This window comes from Chryseobacterium sp. Mn2064 (assembly GCF_049319685.1).
Classification (GTDB): Bacteria; Bacteroidota; Bacteroidia; order Flavobacteriales; family Weeksellaceae; genus Chryseobacterium.
The window spans coordinates 190,028-209,258 of the sequence record NZ_JBMOUE010000001.1 but is presented as its reverse complement, the minus strand read 5'-3'; the positions used below and the strand labels follow the sequence as shown (position 1 = coordinate 209,258).

Genomic DNA, 19,231 nt, shown 5'->3' with positions numbered 1-19,231 from the left:
AGAATGTAAAGTTACTTCATTTTTTCCAATTATTACCTTATTAACCTAATACAAACATCCAATTAATAATATTAATAAAAAATAAAAATAAAGCATCAATAAACAATGATTTTAACTCTTAAAAACATAAATTAAAATTAGCTTAAAAAATTAGAGTTATTCATCAAAACTGTCTAAGAATTAAATTTTTACTATAATTTTGATCAACCTAATTTTTTAATAATTTATTAACCAAAATGAAGAAACAGCTACTTTTACTCAGTACTTTTGCGATTTCGCTAATAAGTGCACAAAACAATGATGAATTAAACAGAAAGCTCGAAAAGCAAAGAGCGGATAACAACGAGAGGTTTGAAGCCTACGTTTCGAAGAAATATGGTGCCAACAGAAGCCCTGAAGTGTTAAAAGAAATTGAGCTGCAAAGAACTACCCTTGCAGGGTTCTTACCTAACAACAGACCTTACTTCTTACAAGCAGCAGATATCGATCAGGTTAAAAACTCCAATTCAGATTTTCTACAGGGAGGAACTATCACTGGATTGACAGGATCTTTTAATGGTGAAGGTATTAAACTTACTATTTTTGACGGAAGTACCGCATCAGGAGTTGCCAGAGTATTTGCCAACCACATCTTTTTCAACAATATACCCAACCGAGTAATCAATAAAGAAGCCAGCACTGTGAATTACGGTGACCATGCAACGGCTGTAACCAGTTTCATAGGAGCTAAAGATTTTCCTTATCAGGTTACCTTCAATAATGGAACCACAAGACAGGTTAATTTTAGAGGAATTGCTCCTAATTCTACTATAGAAGCCTATGCATTTGGAACTTCTGTATTGGATGGAGAAACTGCACAAAGTACGGTTTTCCAGAAAATTGTTAAAGCCCAACCTAATATCTCCAACCATTCTTATGGAAGCAACCAGGGATGGTCAGATCCTCAAACGGTTAATAATGAAACCGCATGGGTATGGAATGGCGCATTTCAAAGCCCCAATACATCACTTGACGCCCAAGGCACCTATCTGACCAATGATCGTGATTATGACCAAATTGTATATAACAATCCATCTTACATCATAGTAAAATCTTCCGGAAATTCTTTTGGAGGAGGACCAAATGGCTCCACAAGTAATTATAAAAAATATTACACGGACGACTCCGGAAACTACGTTGAGTTTGCTGCAACCGATACATTACCTCAAAACAACTGTGCACAGGGATACGACTGTATTGGTATTGGTTCTTTAGGAAAAAACATTATTTCCGTTGGTGCTGTTGACAGAATTACAACTAATGACGGAAGATACGTAGCTTCTACTGATGTTATTCATTCCAGCTACAGTAGTGCAGGACCAAGAGATGACGGAGGTATCAAACCTGACATCACTGCTGTTGGTACAGACGTTGCCAGCGCATGGACAGAGAATTCAGCAACAGGAGGAAATCAGCTAAATATTGGAAACGGTACTTCTTATTCTGCTCCTGTAGTAACGGGAATTGTTGGACTTTGGACTCAAATTAACAAGCAACTGTTTTCAGGAAGCTTACTGAATGCTGCATCTGCTAAAACATTGATGGTGCATTCTGCAAAAGAAGCTGGTAACATTGGCCCCGATCCACAATTCGGATGGGGATTTATTGATGCGAAAAAAGGAGCGGAACTTTTGGTAGCAAAATCCAATAACAGTATTATTTTCAATGATGAAGTATTAAACAACGGAGTATCTAATGTAAAAACAGTAAAAGCATCGGGATCAGAACCGTTAAAAGTAACAATATCATGGATAGATCCTGAGTTCACCAACTTCACCAACCAATGGTCTGATATCTACAACAACAGAAACTCCAAACTTGTGAATGACCTGGATTTAAAAATCACTGATCTGGTAACCAATACCGTTTATTATCCATGGAAGCTGGATGCCAACAATCCAATGACCCCGGCAACAAAAGGTGATAACACGGTAGATAACGTAGAGCAGGTTATTGTAGATCTTCCAACTGCCGGAAGACCTTATAAGATTGAAATTACCAATAAAGGAATATTAAAGAATAATACAGGAGGTACTGCTCCGCAAAATTATTCCATTATTGTAACAGGATTTACAGAATTATTAGGAACAAAAGAAGCCACAAATCCTTTAACCAATCTCGCTATTGTTCCAACAATTACTAAAGATTTCACCAATGTTGTAAATGCCCCTAAAAAAGCGACTTTCAATGTATATGATCTTACAGGTAAAAAATTACAAAGCGGAACCGTTAATAATGATAAACAATCCATAGATTTATCCACTTACATCAAAGGTATTTATATCGTTGAAGTAAAGACAGACAAAGATGTTATTTCTAAAAAAGTGATCAAGGAATAACCTTTAAAAACAAAGATTTCTCACAAAATACTAACAGTTGTTAGTATTTTGTTTTTTTAATGTATATTTGCTTCCTATGGAAAATACACTTCACGAAAAAGTTTCTCAGGATATTTTACTTAAAGCGTACAATCATATGATGCTGGCAAAAGCCATGGCCGACATTTATGAAGAAAACAGAAATGTATGCAAATATGTTCACAGTACTTCAAGAGGTCATGAAGCCATACAACTGGCAACAGCTTATCAGCTTAAGAAAGAAGACTGGGTTTCTCCTTACTATAGAGATGAAAGCATTCTTCTAGGAATTGGTTTTGAACCTTATCAATTGATGCTTCAATTACTGGCTAAAGCTGATGATCCTTTTTCAGGAGGAAGATCTTACTATTCACACCCTTCAAGCAGAGATGAAAATAAGCCAAAAATCATTCATCAGAGTTCTGCTACAGGAATGCAGACCATCCCGACTACAGGGGTTGCTCAGGGGATAAAATATATTCAGGATTTCAAACTTCAGAATTTTGAAAACAATCCGGTTGTAGTATGCAGCTTAGGAGACAATTCTGTAACTGAAGGTGAAGTGAGTGAAGCTTTACAATTTGCAGCTTTACATCAGCTTCCTATTATCTTTCTTGTACAAGATAATGAATGGGGAATTTCTGTAACAAAAGAAGAAGCAAGAACTTGTGACGCTTACGATTTTGTAGCAGGTTTTACAGGTTTAAGCAGAATGAGAGTGGACGGAACTGACTTTGTAGAAAGCTTCGAAGCCATGAAAAAAGCGGTGGATTTTGTAAGAACAGAAAGAAAACCTCTGGTTGTTTGCGCAAAAACCGTACTTATTGGTCACCACACATCTGGAGTAAGAAGAGAATTCTATAGAGACGAAGAAGATTTAACAAAACATAGAGCTAAAGATCCGGGAGAAATCCTGAGAAGACAACTTCTGGAAGCAGGCGTTGATGAAGATCTGTTAAAACAAATTACTAAAAAGGCTCGTCTGGAAGCAGAAGAAGCCTTTGAAAGGGCTAAAAACGCTGAAGATCCAAAACCTGAAACCGTAATGCAGCACGTGTTTGCTCCTACTCCTATTACTGAGGAAACAGGAACCCGCGAACCTGCAAACGGAGAAAAAATTGTAATGGTAGATGCTGCTATTCACGCCATTCAGGAATTGATGTGGAAACACCCTGAAGCTCTTCTTTACGGACAGGATGTAGGTGAAAGAATTGGTGGAGTTTTCCGTGAAACCGTTACATTAGGTAAAAAATTTGGAAGCAAGAGAGTTTTCAATACAGCAATTCAGGAAGCATATATCATTGGTTCAACTGCCGGAATGAGCGCTGTAGGTTTGAAACCTATTGTTGAAGTTCAGTTTGCAGATTATATCTATCCTGGTATCAACCAATTAATTACAGAAATTTCAAAATCCAGCTACTTAAGTGGTGGGAAATATGCAGTAAGCAACATCATCCGTGTTCCTATCGGAGCTTACGGTGGTGGTGGGCCTTACCATAGTGGAAGTGTTGAAAGTATTTTAGCCAATATCAAAGGAATTAAAATAGCTTACCCAAGCAACGCAGCAGATTTCAAAGGATTATTAAAAGCAGCTTATTATGATCCTAACCCAGTTATCATGCTGGAACATAAAGGCTTATACTGGAGTAAAGTTCCAGGAACTGAAGATGCAAAAACAATAGAACCGGCAGAAGACTACATCCTTCCTTTTGGAAAAGGAAAAGTTGTGGTAGAAGCCAATAAAGAGGAAACCGAAAAAGGAAGAACTCTATTGGTTGTTACTTACGGAATGGGAGTTTACTGGGCTAAAGAAGCCGTGAAGCAATTCAATGGAAGAGTTGAAGTCATTGACCTTAGAACACTAATTCCACTAGATGAAGAACTTGTTTTCGAAAGGGTAAAAGCCCATGGAAAATGTATTGTACTTACAGAAGAACAGCTGAACAACTCTTTTGCAGAAGCGTTTGCTCACCGTATTTCTAAAAACTGCTTTACCTATCTTGATGCTCCTGTAGAAGCAATGGGATCATTAGATGTTCCGGCGGTACCTATCAACCTCGTTCTGGAAAAAGAAATGCTTCCTAACGCAGAGAAGCTCTCCAAGAAAATAGAAGAAATGCTTGCTTATTAAATAATTTACAAAAAAGACCTCTAAAATATTTTTAGAGGTTTTTTTATGCTTTTTTTCACTACTTTTATCTAGGATTACTCATCTCAATATTAGACTTTTATAATCGAAAAAAAATGTAAATACCAATTCCCTATTTCCCATACAAAGTAATATTCACTGTAGTTTGGTATTTATTTTGTCTGTACACCCAAAACACATTTCATCTTTATGATCACAACCAAATACGTCAATTATAAACAGGTTCTCAATCTATCCGGTACGCACCTTATCTTTATTTCAATTTGGTGTACGCTGATTGCAGTTCTCTTCTATTTTTTCAATTGGGAGTGGATGACAATTCCCTGGGTTCCTGTTGCTCTTATTGGTACAGCAGAAGCATTCCTGGTGGGTTTCAAAAATAACCAGGCATACGACCGACTTTGGGAAGCCCGAAAAATATGGGGTGGTATTGTGAACTCCAGCCGTTCGTTCGCATCTATGGTCTATGCATTTGATACCAAAAATGAAGAAATTGGCACTTTTGACCTTGAAGATCGTAAAAGAAGAATCGTTTTCCGACATATTGCGTGGCTGTATACTTTCCGTGAACAACTTCTGGTACCCACAGAATGGGAACATATAAGCAGTGAAAATAAATTTGGAAATATCAATCTAAGACGAAACAGGCTTATCAAAGCTGGGTTTCCTGATTATGGAAGAGCCCCTATTTTCCTTCACAAATATCTTTCAGAAGAAGAATACGATCTTAAAAATCATTATAAGAACTTTGCCACGTACCTGATCTCTCAGCAGGCCAAAGATATTAATGAACTGAAAAACATGAACGCAATCACAGATTTCAATCAGACTCAGCTTCAAAATAGTCTGAACGAATTTTATAATTTTCAGGGACAGGCGGAAAGAATCAAAAAATTTCCATCACCCAGACAATTTGCCAGTACAGCGTTCGTCTTTAACATTCTTTTCATCATGCTGCTCCCACTCGGACTGGTCAATGAGTTTGCAAAACTTGGAGACTGGGGAATCTGGACTTCCATTCCGTTCTGTATCATCATTGGGTGGATCTACATTATCATGGAGCTCGTAGGAGATTATTCTGAAAACCCTTTTGCCGGACTGATGTTCGACGTTCCTATGCTTTCTATATGCAGAACAATTGAAATCGATCTGCTTCAAATGAGTGGAGAAACCGACCTTCCAGAACCTATCTCTTCTAAAAACGGGGTACTTGTATAGTTTTCAGTTATCGTAAAATCCTATTACATAAAGGAAAAAAGATTCAATATATTTTGTGAAATACCTATTAAAAGTTCATCGTTTTTTATAATTTAGAGGAATTGAAAAAAGTATTGTATACATTTCTATTTTTGGAAACATACAATTGCTTTTTCGCTGGCTAATAATTCTATCTCCTCTTTTTTTAAACAATGAAATCCAAGAAACTCCTGCAGATTCTAGCTATATTAGTTCTTACCATTTTCTGCCCTGGCGTAAAATCGCAATCGTCTTTCAATAAAGAATTACCAAAAGATTTTGCAGAAAAATTCACTAAAGAGATAAATGACAGCATCCCTTCTCTTGGCTCGTTCATCGTTTCTCAGAATGACAGAATTTTATACGAGCAATATTTTCACGGAACCAATAAAGAAACCGTTTTCAGTGTAAAATCTGTTACCAAAAGCATAGTCTCTATTCTGGCAGGAATTGCAAAAGACAAAAATATTCTTCCCAATCTCAATACTCCGGTTCTAAAGATTCTTCCGGAGTACAATATTTCCAGAAGCAGATTCAAAAACATTTCCAATATTGAAGGAAAAGTAGCTCATGATTCTATTAGAAATACTTTGACACTTAGAAATTTACTGACCATGCAAGGTGGTTTTGACTGGGTTGAAAATTCCAAGATATCAACTGCGATGTCATTTTCTTATGATCCGGTAAAATTCGTTTTGGAGCTTCCTTTCGAAGAATATCCCGGCACGGTATTCAATTACAATAGCGGTGAGAGTCATATCTTTGGAGCTGCACTCTCAAAAATTGTAAAAGCCAATTTGAAGCAGTTTGCCAATGAAAATCTATTCAAACCTTTAAAAATTAACATTACCCGATGGGATACCGATTCCATGGACAGAAATATTGGAGGTTCTGAGCTTTTTATGAAATCAGAAGACATGCTGAAAATAGGATCTATGGTTCTTAATAATGGAAAATTCAGTGGCAGACAGATTGTATCCTCAAAATGGGTTCAGGAATCAACCTCTGAGCATGTAAAATTAGATTCCTGGGACGTAATGCCGAATGCCAACGGATATGGATATTATTGGTGGCGCAGAAAAACCAACGGCCATCAGGCATTTGTCGCAACAGGCTATGGCGGCCAGCTAATTTGTATTATTCCCGATTTAAAAATGGTTATTGTAACGACCTGTCTGTTGAATGACAGTAACAAAGGAAGAGCAGATATTAAAAGACTGCATTATTTCATCGATAAAATCACAAAAGCTGACTACTAAACCTAAAAGCACTGAAATGAACATTAAACGATATACCACTTTTTCTCTCCTGCTATTGGCAATAATGTCTTTCGCACAATCTGGCGAATCCATTCAAAAGGTAAGAGAAAAACAACTCAACCTTCAAAATAAAACCGAATCGCTGGATTTTAAAAGAATGGAAACCGAACTTAAGGAACAAAGTAAAGACGAAAGTCCTTTTACCTACGGGATTTTTCCTTATCCTATTTATGACAGCATTCAAAAGGATGGTTTTAAAGGAGTGGGAACCTCTGGAAATTTTTTCGGACTGAAACTTAAGAATAAAAGAATTGTTTATACAAGCTTTACAGAAAAGAACTGGGGAACTTTAAATTCACACAAAGTGAAAGGAAAAGACAGAGTATTTTTCACCCTTCTTGTTCTTACCGATTTCATTGATGACAAAAAATATTCTTCCAGTAAAATGCATATTGTTTCAAGGAATTTTCCGGATGTCATCGGACAAGGATTTGTAAAAACGTCCCTTCATAAAATCGATTTCTCCGCATTTACCACTCTTGAAGGAGATGATTTTGCCATTGTAAACCTAAAACTTTATCACCTGAAACACGGTAATATTATTCTCATTGCTCCTCAAAAAGATGGAAGCCTGAGAAGTATGCAACTCAAAAATGAAGCGGATCTTACCACAGAAACACTTAATCCTTTTTTGCAGGAACTCATAAAAAAGCCTGAAATAACAGCATTTTTCATCAATAAAGATTCAATCTGAGAACTTTAAGTCTGAATAAAAAACACGATCATTTATAATACAATAGCGGTTGTATTTTTCACCTCAGAAATCATAAAAGAGCTATGAGTGCTGGCAATATGCTGAAGTGTTGTCAGCTTTGTAAGCATGAAATTACGATAGTCTTCAATATCTTTCACACCTATTTTGAGAATATAATCGTAATCTCCACTTACATGGAAACATTCTGTAACTTCCTGAAGGTTCATTACTTCTTTTTCAAACTGTAGTACGAACTCTTTTTTGTGCTGCGTGAGTTTTACATGGCAAAGCACAATAAAATCTCTTTTAATCTTCTGTCTGTTCAATAAGGCAACATATCTGGAAATAACTCCTGCATTTTCAAGCTTTTTTACCCTTTCATACACAGCAGTAACCGACAATCCGAGCTTTCCGGATAGCTCTTTGGTGGTTTGTTTACAGTCTTCCTGTAAAAACAACAGCAGTTTTTTATCAATTTCATCGAGTTCCATAGATAATTTTTTGGTGAAAATTTAATATCCTCGAAGATACTAATTATATTTTCTAAATAAATAACATTTAGCAGTTTTATATACTATAAATTTAAATTTATATTGTAATAATTAGGAAAATAATGCAAATTGGGCCAATAAAATAAAAACAATATTCATGGAAAACTTTAACGCAGCCAATGAGATCCAGGATCTTCAGTATTTTGGAGAATTCGGAGGAGTAAATCCTTCAATTTCTGACAGTTCAACCTATACTTTCCTTTCTGCAAAGACGATGTTTGACACTTTTGAAGGAAATGCGGAAGGATGTTATCTGTATTCCAGACATTCATCACCCATGAACCTTTATCTGGCACAGGCTCTTGCCAAAATGGAAAACACAGAGTCGGCCAACGTTACCGCATCCGGAATGGGAGCTATCACTTCTGTTCTTATGCAGTTGTGTAAAAGCGGAGATCATATTATTTCCAGCAGAACCATCTATGGAGGAACCTATGCTTTTCTGAAAAACTTTATGCCACAGTTCAATATAGCCACTACATTTGTGGATATCAATAATTTTGAAGTGATAGAAAATGCTATCACTCCTAATACAAAAGTGATCTATTGCGAGAGTGTAAGCAATCCTCTTCTTGAAGTGGCAGATCTCAGAAAATTATCCGAAATCTGTAAAAAACACAATTTAAAACTGATTGTTGACAATACATTTTCCCCACTTTCCATTTCACCTCAACTATTTGGAGCTGACGTTGTTATCCATAGTTTAACAAAATTTATCAACGGAAGCAGTGATACGGTGGGAGGTGTATATTGCGGAACTCAGGCTTTCATTGACGATACTAAAAATGTAAACTCAGGTGCGTGTATGCTTCTTGGACCGACAATGGACAGCTTACGATCGTCAAGTATCCTAAAGAACTTAAGAACACTACACATCAGAATAAAACAACATAGCTACAACGCGATGTATCTTGCTGAAAGATTTGAAAAAGACGGCTTAAAAGTATCCTATCCAGGGTTGCCATCTCATAAAAATCATGAATTAATGAGCAGCATGATTGATCAGGAGTACGGATTTGGAGGATTGTTAACTCTGGATGCCGGAACTACTGAAAAAGCCAACGAACTGATGGAAATGATGCAGACAGAGAATCTGGGTTACCTGGCTGTAAGCTTAGGATTCTACAAAACCTTATTCTCGTGCTCAGGAAAATCTACCTCTTCGGAAATTCCAGAGGAAGAACGTGCTTCTATCGGGATTTCTGATGGCCTGATCAGATTTTCTATCGGCCTAGACCACGATATCAAAAGAACCTATCATAAAATGAAAGAATGTATGCTAAAAGTAGGCGTTCTTAACCATGAAAACATTTCTATATCCTAATTTTATTGTAAAGGCTGCTGGTAGAGCAGCCTTTTTCTTTCTCTTGACATACTAGTCATAAGCCATTTTTAAGTTCAGAGTTATTCCTCCTCATTTTTACGTATTTCAACATTCCCTTCTTTCATAAGGAATCGGTGTCCGAAAGGTATAGCCAGATATTTTAAGATATCTGGGCGAGAAAAAGCAACATGGTAAAAATGCACCACTTTTAATGATTTAATATCATTATTATAATCATCTGTAATAAGATACCAGCCACACTCATCCTGAGGTGAATCATATCTAATCCCTTCTATATCTTTCCCTTCGTAAACTCCATCTGATATAACTATCGATTGATTAAAGTTTGGAAAAAGTGGAATAAGACTTTCTTGCCAACAAACTTCTCCTTGATGCCTAACAACTGAAATGGCCGTATCACACCCTTTATTAAAATCACTACCTTCAGAGTTGACTTCATAAATAGTATAGAAATTGTCTTTATCTAATCTAAATTGCAACAACCATGAATAATAGCCTATATTTTGGTTTTCAGAAATAATACGCTTAGTATCTAAAATATAATCGATAATATATTTAATAACATATATATAGTTTTCAGGAAGATTTCTACCAATGACAATTCTAACTTCTTTATCCAGATAAAAATTCAAACCCTTAGTTTCAACATAAGTATTATTACTTACATTTATTTCAATTTCTTTATATGTTATCATCTTTTATAAAATCTTTTTTGACAGTCTCTTTTTATTAGAGAAAAATGCCATATAATCTTAACTAAAATTAAAAAGATCTTATCGTTACTTTTTATAGTAATGATGAGGAAAAGCATCTTCCGGTTTCATTCTCAAAACATTCAGAAGAATCCAGGATTTTAAAAATCCATAGCCATAAGAAAACATTTGAATATAGGTAGAAATAACCGCCATTCCGGCAATACTGATGTTTTTAGTAAGTAACAAAGCATGGAAAAGTACCAAAAACGTATATAAACCATAAAAAGCCAGAATAATTCCTCGGCCTAAAATGAAATATTCTAAAAATCCCATCATATATCCTAGCATGAATAAAGTAGGAAAAGCAAAGGAAATTTTCACATAATTAGGGTGTCGTTGGTTCAGGATTGGTCTTGCACATCCAAACTGGTATACCTGTTTGGAGAACTTTCCAAAATCTACTCTACGCTTATGATAGACGGCAATATTTTCAAAAAAAGCAGTGGTAAATCCGTTTTCCCAAAGCGTCATAGACAGATCCGGGTCCTCGCCTATTCTCATCTCAGAAAAACCTCCGACCTTTTCAAAAACAGCTTTTTTCACTCCCATATTAAAACTTCTGGGTTGAAACTTTGAAACTGCTTTTTTACTTCCTCTGATTCCTCCTGTTGTAAAAACGGAAGTCATGGAATACGAAATAGCCTTCTGCATCAGGTTGAAACCTTTGTGCGCCTTATCTGCACCGCCAAATGCATCACAAGGAATGGTAAGGATATCGTTTTTAATATGTTCAATATAATCCTTCTCTACAATCACATCACTGTCTACAAAAACCAGCCAATCATTAGCTGCTCGTGCTGCTCCGTAATTTCTTGAAAGCCCCGGCCCTGAATTATCTTTTCTGAAATATTTGATATCCAGACTTTCTTCAAAGTTTTTTATTGTAGGTTTCAAATCGATCATAGAACCATCGTCTACGATAATCATTTCAAACTCTTTATCGGTCTGTTGGGTCAAAGAAGTCAGCAACTCAAAAAGTTCATCTTTTCGGTTGTAAATAGCAACAACAATAGAAATAGTAGGCTTCAAATTAAAAATTTTTCAAAATTACTTATTCAAAAATAAAACAGCAAACAGTTTAACAGCTTATTCTGATAAATTAACGGACACAAAATTCACTTATTGTATCTACTTATATAACAGGTGAAATTCTGAACCAACTTATTTGACATTTTAAACAAAATGAACACAAACGATACCTTATAACTTTGCTATAGAAATTTAAAAACAAAAAAATGAAACAGAATATCAATCCAATGCAGCAACCTTTACATTCAGGGTTCACAGCTTATTCAACAGCGCAGGAAGTAATCAACGGAATGGATCTTAAAGGAAAAACAGTCATTATCACCGGGGGGTATGCCGGAATTGGTCTGGAGACGACAAAAATACTTGTTTCTGCCGGAGCAGAGGTAATTGTTCCTGCGAGAGATACTGAAAAGGCTGCACAAAATCTTTCAGGAATCAACAATATTGAACTCGAAGTAATGGATCTTATGAATCCCACTTCTATTGATCACTTTGCAGAAAGGTTTATTTCATCAGGCAGAAAATTGGATCTTCTCATCAATAATGCAGGAATTATGTGGGTTCCTTTGCGTAGAGACAGTAGAGGTTTCGAATCTCAGCTGGCAACCAACTATCTTGGTTTATTTCACCTTACGGCAAAGCTATGGCCGGCTCTGAAAAAAGCAAACGGAGCAAGAGTCGTTAATGTTTCTTCGTATGGTCATCAGATCGCGCCTTTTGATTTTGAAGATCCTAATTTTGAAAAAAGAGATTATGAGACACTTTTAGGATACGGACAGTCTAAAACGGCCTGTAATTTATTCTCGGTAGAACTTGATGAGAGAGGAAAAAAATCGAATATCAGAGCTTACTCTCTTCATCCGGGATCTGTTTTCGGAACAGATCTGGGTAGAGAAGAGCCTATTGAACTTTATAAACAACTCGGTACCCATGACGAAAACGGAAATATCAAACCTGAAGTGAAAGCACGATTGAAAACCATTCCACAAGGGGCTGCTACAACAATCTGGTGCGCTGTAAGTCCTCAACTTAATGAAATTGGCGGAGTGTATTGTGAAAACTGTGATATTGCAGAAATAGACAATGGTCAAATTGAGCACAGGTTCGATGAACCAGCCACTATTCGAGGAGTACAAGCTTACTCTGTTGATAGAAATAATGCTGAACTTTTATGGAAATTAAGTGAAGAAATGCTGGGATTTCAGTTTGATGCTCAATAACTGTTTTTTAAATACATTTGTAATGAAAAACTTTTGACAATGGATTTCCAGATTCAGTATCTCACTCCGGACATTAAGCTTTCGAGTTATGATGATAAGCTATTCAAAACGGAAACAGTTTTTGAGTATCATATGCTGGTTTGGTTTATTTCAGGGGAAACGAAAATTATTCAGGCAGATAAAACTTATCTTTTTAAAGCCGGAGATATTTTCCTGATTCCCAGAAATCATCTGGCTACAATCATCAATTATCCTAAGGATGGACTTCCACATAAAGCTGTAGCCATGCATCTTACCACAGAACGCCTGAAACAGTTTTATGCTAACACTGATCATCAGAAAGCCATATCCCGGGAGTCATCTATTTACAGTTTTAGCAGCCATCCTCTTTTGAGCAGCTGTCTTGCATCACTGATTCCTTATTTTGAAATAGAAGGTCCTTTTCCTGAAAACATTGCTCATTTAAAGATCACGGAAGCCATCAGTATTATCAGGGAAATCAATCCGGAAATAGATTCTGTATTGGCAGATTTTGATGAACCGGGAAAAGTAGATCTGATTAATTTCATGGAAAAAAACTTCATGTTCAATATGTCTTTGGAGCGATTTGGCTACCTTACCGGAAGAAGTTTATCTACCTTTAACAGGGATTTCAGGAAGATTTTTCAGACAACTCCACAACGCTGGCTGACACAGAAACGTCTCGAATTGGCCTATTATCATTTATCAGAAAAGCGGAAAAAACCTTCCGATGTTTTTCTGGAAGTAGGCTTTGAGGATCTTTCTCATTTTTCTCATGCATTTAAAAAACAATATGGTTTTGCTCCGTCAATGGCACGATAACAAAAAAAGGTTGTACAGTGTGTACAACCTTTTTTTGTTATGATTTTAATTAATCCTGAAGTTATTTTTTCTTTAAAGTATCTAAATCTTTTAACTCTTTATTTTGAGATATTATATTATGATTTAATGCTTTTCTTTCAGGTTTTGACTGTGATGATCGTGACGATTTTGATCCAGAACCAAACAGATCTAGTAAATCAAAAAGGACATCAAATATGTCAAAAAAATTCCAGGACATTCTAATCTCAGAGGTTATTATTTATTATCTTCCAATTTATGAACCTTTTTCGTTCCTTCATACATTTCGTACTGTAAAAATCTCGTTTCCAGTTTTCCGTTGAAAAGTTTGATCTTTCTTGAAGGACGAAGACCGATTTTCTTCACCGCTTCAAGATCAGATGAAATAAGCCACGCCAGTGTGTTAGGATAATGTGTTTTGAAAGTATCTCCTATTTTTTTGTAGAAATCATCGTCGTTAATAGAAATTCTCTCATCGTATGGCGGATTGAAGACCATTAACAATGGGAAAAGATCTTTTTTAGACTCGAAGAAGTCCTGTTTTCTAATCTCAATAACATCTTCCATTTCGGCAGCTTCTACGTTCATTCTTGCAGCATTCAGCATTCTTGCATCAATATCATAGCCTACAATTTTTCCGTCAAACTGTCTTACTCTGTTAATTCTGAATTCTTTGATTTTTGCAAACAGGTCTGCATCGTAGTTATTCCAGTTCTGGAAACCGAATCTTTTTCTGAAAATCTGAGCCGGAAGATCCATGGCGATCATCGCCGCTTCAATCAGTAATGTTCCGGAACCACACATTGGATCAAGGAAGTTACCTTTTCCATCCCAACCAGCCAACTGAAGCATTCCGCTTGCCAATACTTCGTTGATAGGTGCTTCTCCCTGCTCTCTTCTGTATCCTCTTTTGAATAAAGGATCTCCTGAAGAATCCATAGAGATCATTACCAGTTCTCTGTCAATATGAAGATGGAATTTGATGTCCGGGTTTCTCGTTTCTACATTTGGACGTCTTTTGAATTTTTCCTGGAAATAATCTACAATCGCATCCTTCATTTTTAAAGTAACAAACTGAGAATGTTTGAAAGTTTCAGAGTTTACGGTTGCATCAATAGAGAAAGACTGATCAACATCCATAAAGTTTTCCCATTCAAATTTAAATAGTCTGTCGTAGAACTGATGCTGATTAAAAGCCTTAAATTCATGAATAGGTACAAGGATTTTCAATGCCGTTCTCGCAGAGTAATTAATTTTATAAAGGAAACCAAGATCACCTTCACAATTTACCGCTCTGTTTTTAATTTCAACATTTCTTCCGCCCAATTTCTTGATTTCTTCTGCCAGAATCTGCTCCAATCCGAAGAATGTTTTTATCTGTATTTTAATATTTTCTGTATCCATAAGTTTGAATTAAAAGATTTAAAGCTTTAACAATTAAAAGATTAGCTATTCAATTTCTTGTCCAATTGAATTTTTCAATCTCTTAATGTTGTAAAATACTTTGCTTTTAACCGCACAAATTTAGTTATTTTTGCATTATGGAATGGTTTGAATCTTGGTTTGATACCCCTTATTATCATTTGCTCTATAGCAACAGAGACTATACTGAAGCCGAAAACTTCATCACAAAGCTTACTGCGGATCTTCAGCTGCCGCCTCAGTCCAAAATTATAGATCTTGCCTGTGGAAAGGGAAGACACTCTGTTTTTCTCAATAAATTAGGATACGATGTTTTGGGATTGGATCTTTCAAGACAAAGTATTGAATCGGATAAACAATACGAAAATCAGACCTTGATTTTCGAAGTTCACGACATGAGAAATCCAATTGATGCGGATCCTATGGATGCTGTTTTCAATCTTTTTACAAGTTTTGGATATTTTGATAACGAAAATGACGACAAAAAAGTATTTCAGTCCGTGTATAACGCCTTAAAGCCTGGCGGATATTTCGTTCTGGATTATCTGAATGAGCAATATGTAAGAAATACGCTGGTTCCTGAAATGGTTATCAACCGTGGAAATATTGATTTCAAAATACTGAAAAAAATAGAAGGCAGACATATTATTAAAGATATTCGTTTTGAAACAGAAGGCAAACCTTTTCACTTTTTTGAGAAAGTAAAACTTCACACGCTGGAAGCTATTCATAACTATGCTTCGGAATGTGGTTTTGAAAGAATAAAAATTTGGGGAGATTACCAACTCAATGAGTTTGATAAGGAAACCTCGCCACGTTGCATCAATTTATTTAAGAAAAAATAATGACAACAGTACTTTTACTGGTTTTAAGTGTCGTTTCCGGAGTATTTCTGGGAAAGCATTTTGGTAAAAAGGAAAAACTGGCCAAGAATCTATTGATATTGAGTGCCGGTTTTCTGATCACCATCTGTCTGAATGAAGTTTTCCCACAGGTATATACTTCTTCTGCGGGTGGTAGTCTTGGAATATTCGTTATTGCAGGAGTTCTTCTGCAGATGATTCTTGAGGCGCTTACCAAAGGTTTTGAACACGGTCACTTTCATCATCATAATGAGCACAATATTCTGCCTGTTGCCTTAATGGTAGGGCTGTTTATTCATGCATTTATTGAAGGAATTCCTCTTGCCAATGAAGAACATACGCTTTCTCCTTATCTTTTAGGAATTCTGTTTCACAATCTTCCTATTTCATTTATTTTGGGAGCATTTTTATTTAACGGAAAAAAAGATTCCAAGAGTAGTTCTTATCCTTCTTTTCTGATTATAGCATTATTTGCATTAGCTTCTCCGATGGGAATGCTGCTGGGAAATTATTTCAATCCAAACCTTCAGCCTTATTTTCTGGCGATCGTAGGAGGAATTTTTCTACACATCTCATCCGTTATTATTTTTGAAAGTAACAAAAACCATAATATTGATTGGGTAAAAATAGGTCTGGTCGTGCTGGGAGTTTCTTTAGCATTAGTCATGCATCTCTTTCATCAGCATCCTGATACTCATATTCATTAAAATAAAAAAGCTCCGAAAATTTCGGAGCTTTTATTTTTATTTATCGTTGTGCAAGAACTTAGAATTTCCATCCTAAAGTAAGGAAGAAGTTGTTTCTGGTGTTCTTTACCTCACTTACTGCATAAGTATCACTCTGAGCAATTTGAGTAGATGAATAGTAAGCTGTATCGAAATTACCGTCAATATATCCTCTCATGAAAGGATTACTATATTTGGAAGTAATGTTCTGATACGATGCATCAATATAGAATGACTTGAAGTCATAACCAATACCCACTGAAGCCGTATTTCTGTCGCTTAGCAAAAGATTGCTGTATGACTGATCTCCTGAAACTCCTGCATCATTAAATCTGCTAACGGTAAGAGCATCAAACGGACTAGACTGGTAAGCATAACCTCCTCTCAATCTGAATTGTTTTATACGATATTCGGCACCCACTCTAACTTCTGAAAGATTTTTATAGTTGTCTTTGAAGAAATCATTGTATTCTCTTTCTGCAGGTCCGTATACTTTATAATCAGGTTTTGTAAGTCCCAGTGTATAATCTACGTTCAATGAGAAGTTTTTACTTGCTACAAAAGCCGCACTTACGGTTGCTTTAAGCGGAGAAGTAAATTTTCTGTTTTCCGCACCCATATCATCTCCATAATTAGGATCATTATAGAATTGATATGTTCTGTCTATCGACCAGAAGGTTGGTGTTTCAAGGGAAGCACCAAGTCTGAAGTTAGGACTCAGCTTTCCGATAACCCCTAATGAAGCTGAAAAACCTGAAGATCTTTCGAAGAAAGGAGTATCCTGCTTGCTGAACAAACTTACAGAATTAGTCATAAGATTTCTATATCCTAATGTATCATACTGGTCAATCGACGCATTGAAGAAGTTTAATCCCGCACCAACGTAAAGGTTATGATTATAGTTTGCCCCAACCCCGAAACTCATCTTAGATACATTTCCGTATCGCTGATAGGAATGTCCTGACATTGCAGCACCTTTTGTTGGATCTGTCGCACTAAAATCATAGATTATATTATTGTTACCCGGCGAGTGAATTTCGTTATCAAGGGATTGATTGGAAAAATTAATACCAATATTGATAAACTTCCAACCTGATTCCGATGTCTGTGTCAAAGGAAAAGCAATAATCCCTCCAACGTTTCCAAGATCACCTCTTGTTTTGCTATAATCTAATGTAGAACCCGCCATAGAGCTGCTGTTCTTATTTCCTGAAATAGATAAAGTTCCCGAAACCTCTCCTGATATTGCAACCCCCAAACCTGCAGGGTTCGTTAGCAAAGAGTTTGCATCTCCTCCTAATGCTCCATTTGATCCACCCATTGCATTAAACTTAGCAGATCCCACCATAGGAGTAGTTGAGTAAGCTTCCACAGTATTTCTGATCACAGAAACATCCTGAGCCTGCGCAAAAAATGCGGCAGAAATACTCATTATTACTAAAGATTTTTTTAACATTATTTTTAAATAGTTTATTAGTTTGAACAATTATCTGAAGCCACCTCTTCCGCCTCCACCGGATCTGAAGCCACCGCCTCCACCGCCGGAACCTCCTCTGAAGCCACCGCCGCCAGAATTAAAGCCTCCACTGGATCTGAAACCTCCTGAATCATTAGATCTGAAACCTCCATTATTGTATCTTGGTTGAGATTGCTGATACTCAGGTCTTGGCTGTGGAGCCGAATTACGGAATCCGCCATTACCAGATTGTGAATTTCTGAATCCTCCGGAATTACCATTTCTGAATCCTCCAGAATTGCCATCTTGTCTGAATCCTCCAGAGTTTCCTTGTCTGAATCCTCCACTGGTAGTACCATCTCTGAAACCACCATTGGTAGAATTTCTAAATCCTCCGCTAGTTGTATTTCTGAATCCTGAATTAGCTGTATTGGTTCTGTAAACGGCATTAGCTACCCCTGGATTAACAAATCCTCTTCCTGTTGCTCCACTTCTTCTGTAGATAGGTCTGTTGTAGTAACCACCACCCCAGTATCCACCACCGTAACCGTAGCCCCAGTATGGATTTCCGTAGTAGCCACCCCAGAATGGATCATAATATCCTCCACCCCAGTATGGGCTACCCCATCCGAAAGAGCCTCCCCAGCCCCAACCGAATGATCCGCCCCAACCCCATGAAAGACTTGCACCCCAGCCCCAGCCGCGGTTCCATCCCCAATATGGGTTATAGCCTCCATACCAACCACCCCAACCATATGGAGATCCCCATCCCCATGAGTTGTCATAATAGTTGGTTTGTGAACCGGCATACATTCCCCAATCAGAATCAGTAGCATTGGAATTCCAATTGGTATTGGTTCCGCTCCAGTCACTATATTTGTTTTGCTGTTCTCTGGAATTCGTTTCTGCATTTTGAATCAAATTCGAATCCTGATAATAGTCATAATATTCTCCTACTCTGTTTCCGCTATCATTAATGATAACTCCTTCAGGTAGCGTATCCTTGTTAGGGTCATAATAAACCCCATCTGTCTCGCTATACCCTCCCATCTGAGCACCACAAGACACAAGCAATAATCCGCCCGATACGGCCAATATCCCTTTGGATCTTAGCAGACCAAGCAAATTTTTATGTATATTTCTTTTCATGATAACGTAAAAATTTTTAATTTAAATTATATTTGCAATCTGTACCAAAAATGTACCAAAA

The 19,231-nt window shown here is 36.6% G+C and carries 16 protein-coding genes; 10 read left to right on the top strand and 6 right to left on the bottom strand.

The annotated features are described in order from the left end of the window. Window positions 1-236: 236 nt before the first annotated feature. The 5 genes from ACL9RH_RS00975 to ACL9RH_RS00955 all read left to right on the top strand — a co-directional run bounded on the left by ACL9RH_RS00975 (window position 237) and on the right by ACL9RH_RS00955 (window position 7,794). Window positions 237-2,378 carry a S8 family peptidase gene (locus ACL9RH_RS00975; protein WP_422691457.1) on the top strand — a complete coding sequence of 714 codons (2,142 nt, stop codon included), beginning with the start codon at window positions 237-239 and terminating at the stop codon, window positions 2,376-2,378. 76 nt (window positions 2,379-2,454) lie between these two features. Continuing rightward, window positions 2,455-4,527: an alpha-ketoacid dehydrogenase subunit alpha/beta gene (locus tag ACL9RH_RS00970; protein WP_422691456.1), complete on the top strand. Its 2,073-nt coding sequence runs from the start codon at window positions 2,455-2,457 to the stop codon at window positions 4,525-4,527. A gap of 207 nt (window positions 4,528-4,734) precedes the next feature. Continuing rightward, window positions 4,735-5,763 carry a bestrophin family protein gene (locus ACL9RH_RS00965; RefSeq protein WP_422691455.1) on the top strand — a complete coding sequence of 343 codons (1,029 nt, stop codon included), beginning with the start codon at window positions 4,735-4,737 and terminating at the stop codon, window positions 5,761-5,763. 191 nt (window positions 5,764-5,954) lie between these two features. Then, complete coding sequence (locus ACL9RH_RS00960) at window positions 5,955-7,040, top strand: serine hydrolase domain-containing protein (protein WP_422691454.1); 1,086 nt, start codon at window positions 5,955-5,957, stop codon at window positions 7,038-7,040. Window positions 7,041-7,056: 16 nt separating this feature from the next. After that, a complete protein-coding gene (locus ACL9RH_RS00955; RefSeq protein ID WP_422691453.1) occupies window positions 7,057-7,794 on the top strand; it encodes a hypothetical protein in 738 nt (245 codons plus the stop codon). 32 nt (window positions 7,795-7,826) lie between these two features. Here ACL9RH_RS00955 and ACL9RH_RS00950 read toward each other — a convergent pair whose 3' ends face one another. After that, window positions 7,827-8,285 carry an Lrp/AsnC family transcriptional regulator gene (locus ACL9RH_RS00950; protein WP_422691452.1) on the bottom strand — a complete coding sequence of 153 codons (459 nt, stop codon included), beginning with the start codon at window positions 8,283-8,285 and terminating at the stop codon, window positions 7,827-7,829. 157 nt (window positions 8,286-8,442) lie between these two features. Between ACL9RH_RS00950 and ACL9RH_RS00945 the strand changes: the two genes are divergently transcribed. After that, a complete protein-coding gene (locus tag ACL9RH_RS00945; RefSeq protein WP_422691451.1) occupies window positions 8,443-9,669 on the top strand; it encodes an aminotransferase class I/II-fold pyridoxal phosphate-dependent enzyme in 1,227 nt (408 codons plus the stop codon). Window positions 9,670-9,749: 80 nt separating this feature from the next. Here the strand turns inward: ACL9RH_RS00945 and ACL9RH_RS00940 are convergent, their stop codons facing one another. Beyond that, window positions 9,750-10,385, bottom strand: a complete 636-nt coding sequence (locus ACL9RH_RS00940) for an immunity protein Imm33 domain-containing protein (protein WP_422691450.1) — start codon at window positions 10,383-10,385, stop codon at window positions 9,750-9,752. Between the two features lie 84 nt (window positions 10,386-10,469). Continuing rightward, on the bottom strand, window positions 10,470-11,474 hold the full coding sequence (locus ACL9RH_RS00935; RefSeq protein ID WP_422691449.1) for a glycosyltransferase: 1,005 nt from the start codon (window positions 11,472-11,474) through the stop codon (window positions 10,470-10,472). A 206-nt stretch (window positions 11,475-11,680) separates the two neighbouring features. On the opposite strand from ACL9RH_RS00935, the gene ACL9RH_RS00930 reads away from it, so the two are divergent. Both ACL9RH_RS00930 and ACL9RH_RS00925 read left to right on the top strand, forming a co-directional pair. Then, on the top strand, window positions 11,681-12,694 hold the full coding sequence (locus tag ACL9RH_RS00930) for an SDR family NAD(P)-dependent oxidoreductase (RefSeq protein ID WP_422691448.1): 1,014 nt from the start codon (window positions 11,681-11,683) through the stop codon (window positions 12,692-12,694). Window positions 12,695-12,733: 39 nt separating this feature from the next. After that, complete coding sequence (locus tag ACL9RH_RS00925) at window positions 12,734-13,537, top strand: helix-turn-helix domain-containing protein (protein ID WP_422691447.1); 804 nt, start codon at window positions 12,734-12,736, stop codon at window positions 13,535-13,537. Window positions 13,538-13,792: 255 nt separating this feature from the next. On the opposite strand, the gene ACL9RH_RS00920 is transcribed toward ACL9RH_RS00925, so the two are convergent. Next, window positions 13,793-14,959: a THUMP domain-containing class I SAM-dependent RNA methyltransferase gene (locus ACL9RH_RS00920; protein WP_422691446.1), complete on the bottom strand. Its 1,167-nt coding sequence runs from the start codon at window positions 14,957-14,959 to the stop codon at window positions 13,793-13,795. Between the two features lie 137 nt (window positions 14,960-15,096). On the opposite strand from ACL9RH_RS00920, the gene ACL9RH_RS00915 reads away from it, so the two are divergent. Both ACL9RH_RS00915 and ACL9RH_RS00910 read left to right on the top strand, forming a co-directional pair. After that, window positions 15,097-15,822 carry a class I SAM-dependent DNA methyltransferase gene (locus ACL9RH_RS00915; RefSeq protein ID WP_422691445.1) on the top strand — a complete coding sequence of 242 codons (726 nt, stop codon included), beginning with the start codon at window positions 15,097-15,099 and terminating at the stop codon, window positions 15,820-15,822. Next, on the top strand, window positions 15,822-16,547 hold the full coding sequence (locus ACL9RH_RS00910; RefSeq protein ID WP_422691444.1) for a ZIP family metal transporter: 726 nt from the start codon (window positions 15,822-15,824) through the stop codon (window positions 16,545-16,547). The genes ACL9RH_RS00915 and ACL9RH_RS00910 overlap by 1 nt, the downstream gene beginning before the upstream one ends. Before the next feature lie 58 nt (window positions 16,548-16,605). Here ACL9RH_RS00910 and ACL9RH_RS00905 read toward each other — a convergent pair whose 3' ends face one another. Together ACL9RH_RS00905 and ACL9RH_RS00900 are read right to left on the bottom strand one after the other, a co-directional pair. Next, the gene (locus tag ACL9RH_RS00905) at window positions 16,606-17,997 is read right to left on the bottom strand and encodes an OmpP1/FadL family transporter (protein ID WP_422691442.1); all 1,392 of its coding nucleotides are present in this window, start codon (window positions 17,995-17,997) and stop codon (window positions 16,606-16,608) included. 54 nt (window positions 17,998-18,051) lie between these two features. Next, complete coding sequence (locus ACL9RH_RS00900) at window positions 18,052-19,170, bottom strand: prolyl-tRNA synthetase (protein WP_422691441.1); 1,119 nt, start codon at window positions 19,168-19,170, stop codon at window positions 18,052-18,054. Window positions 19,171-19,231 lie beyond the last annotated feature (61 nt).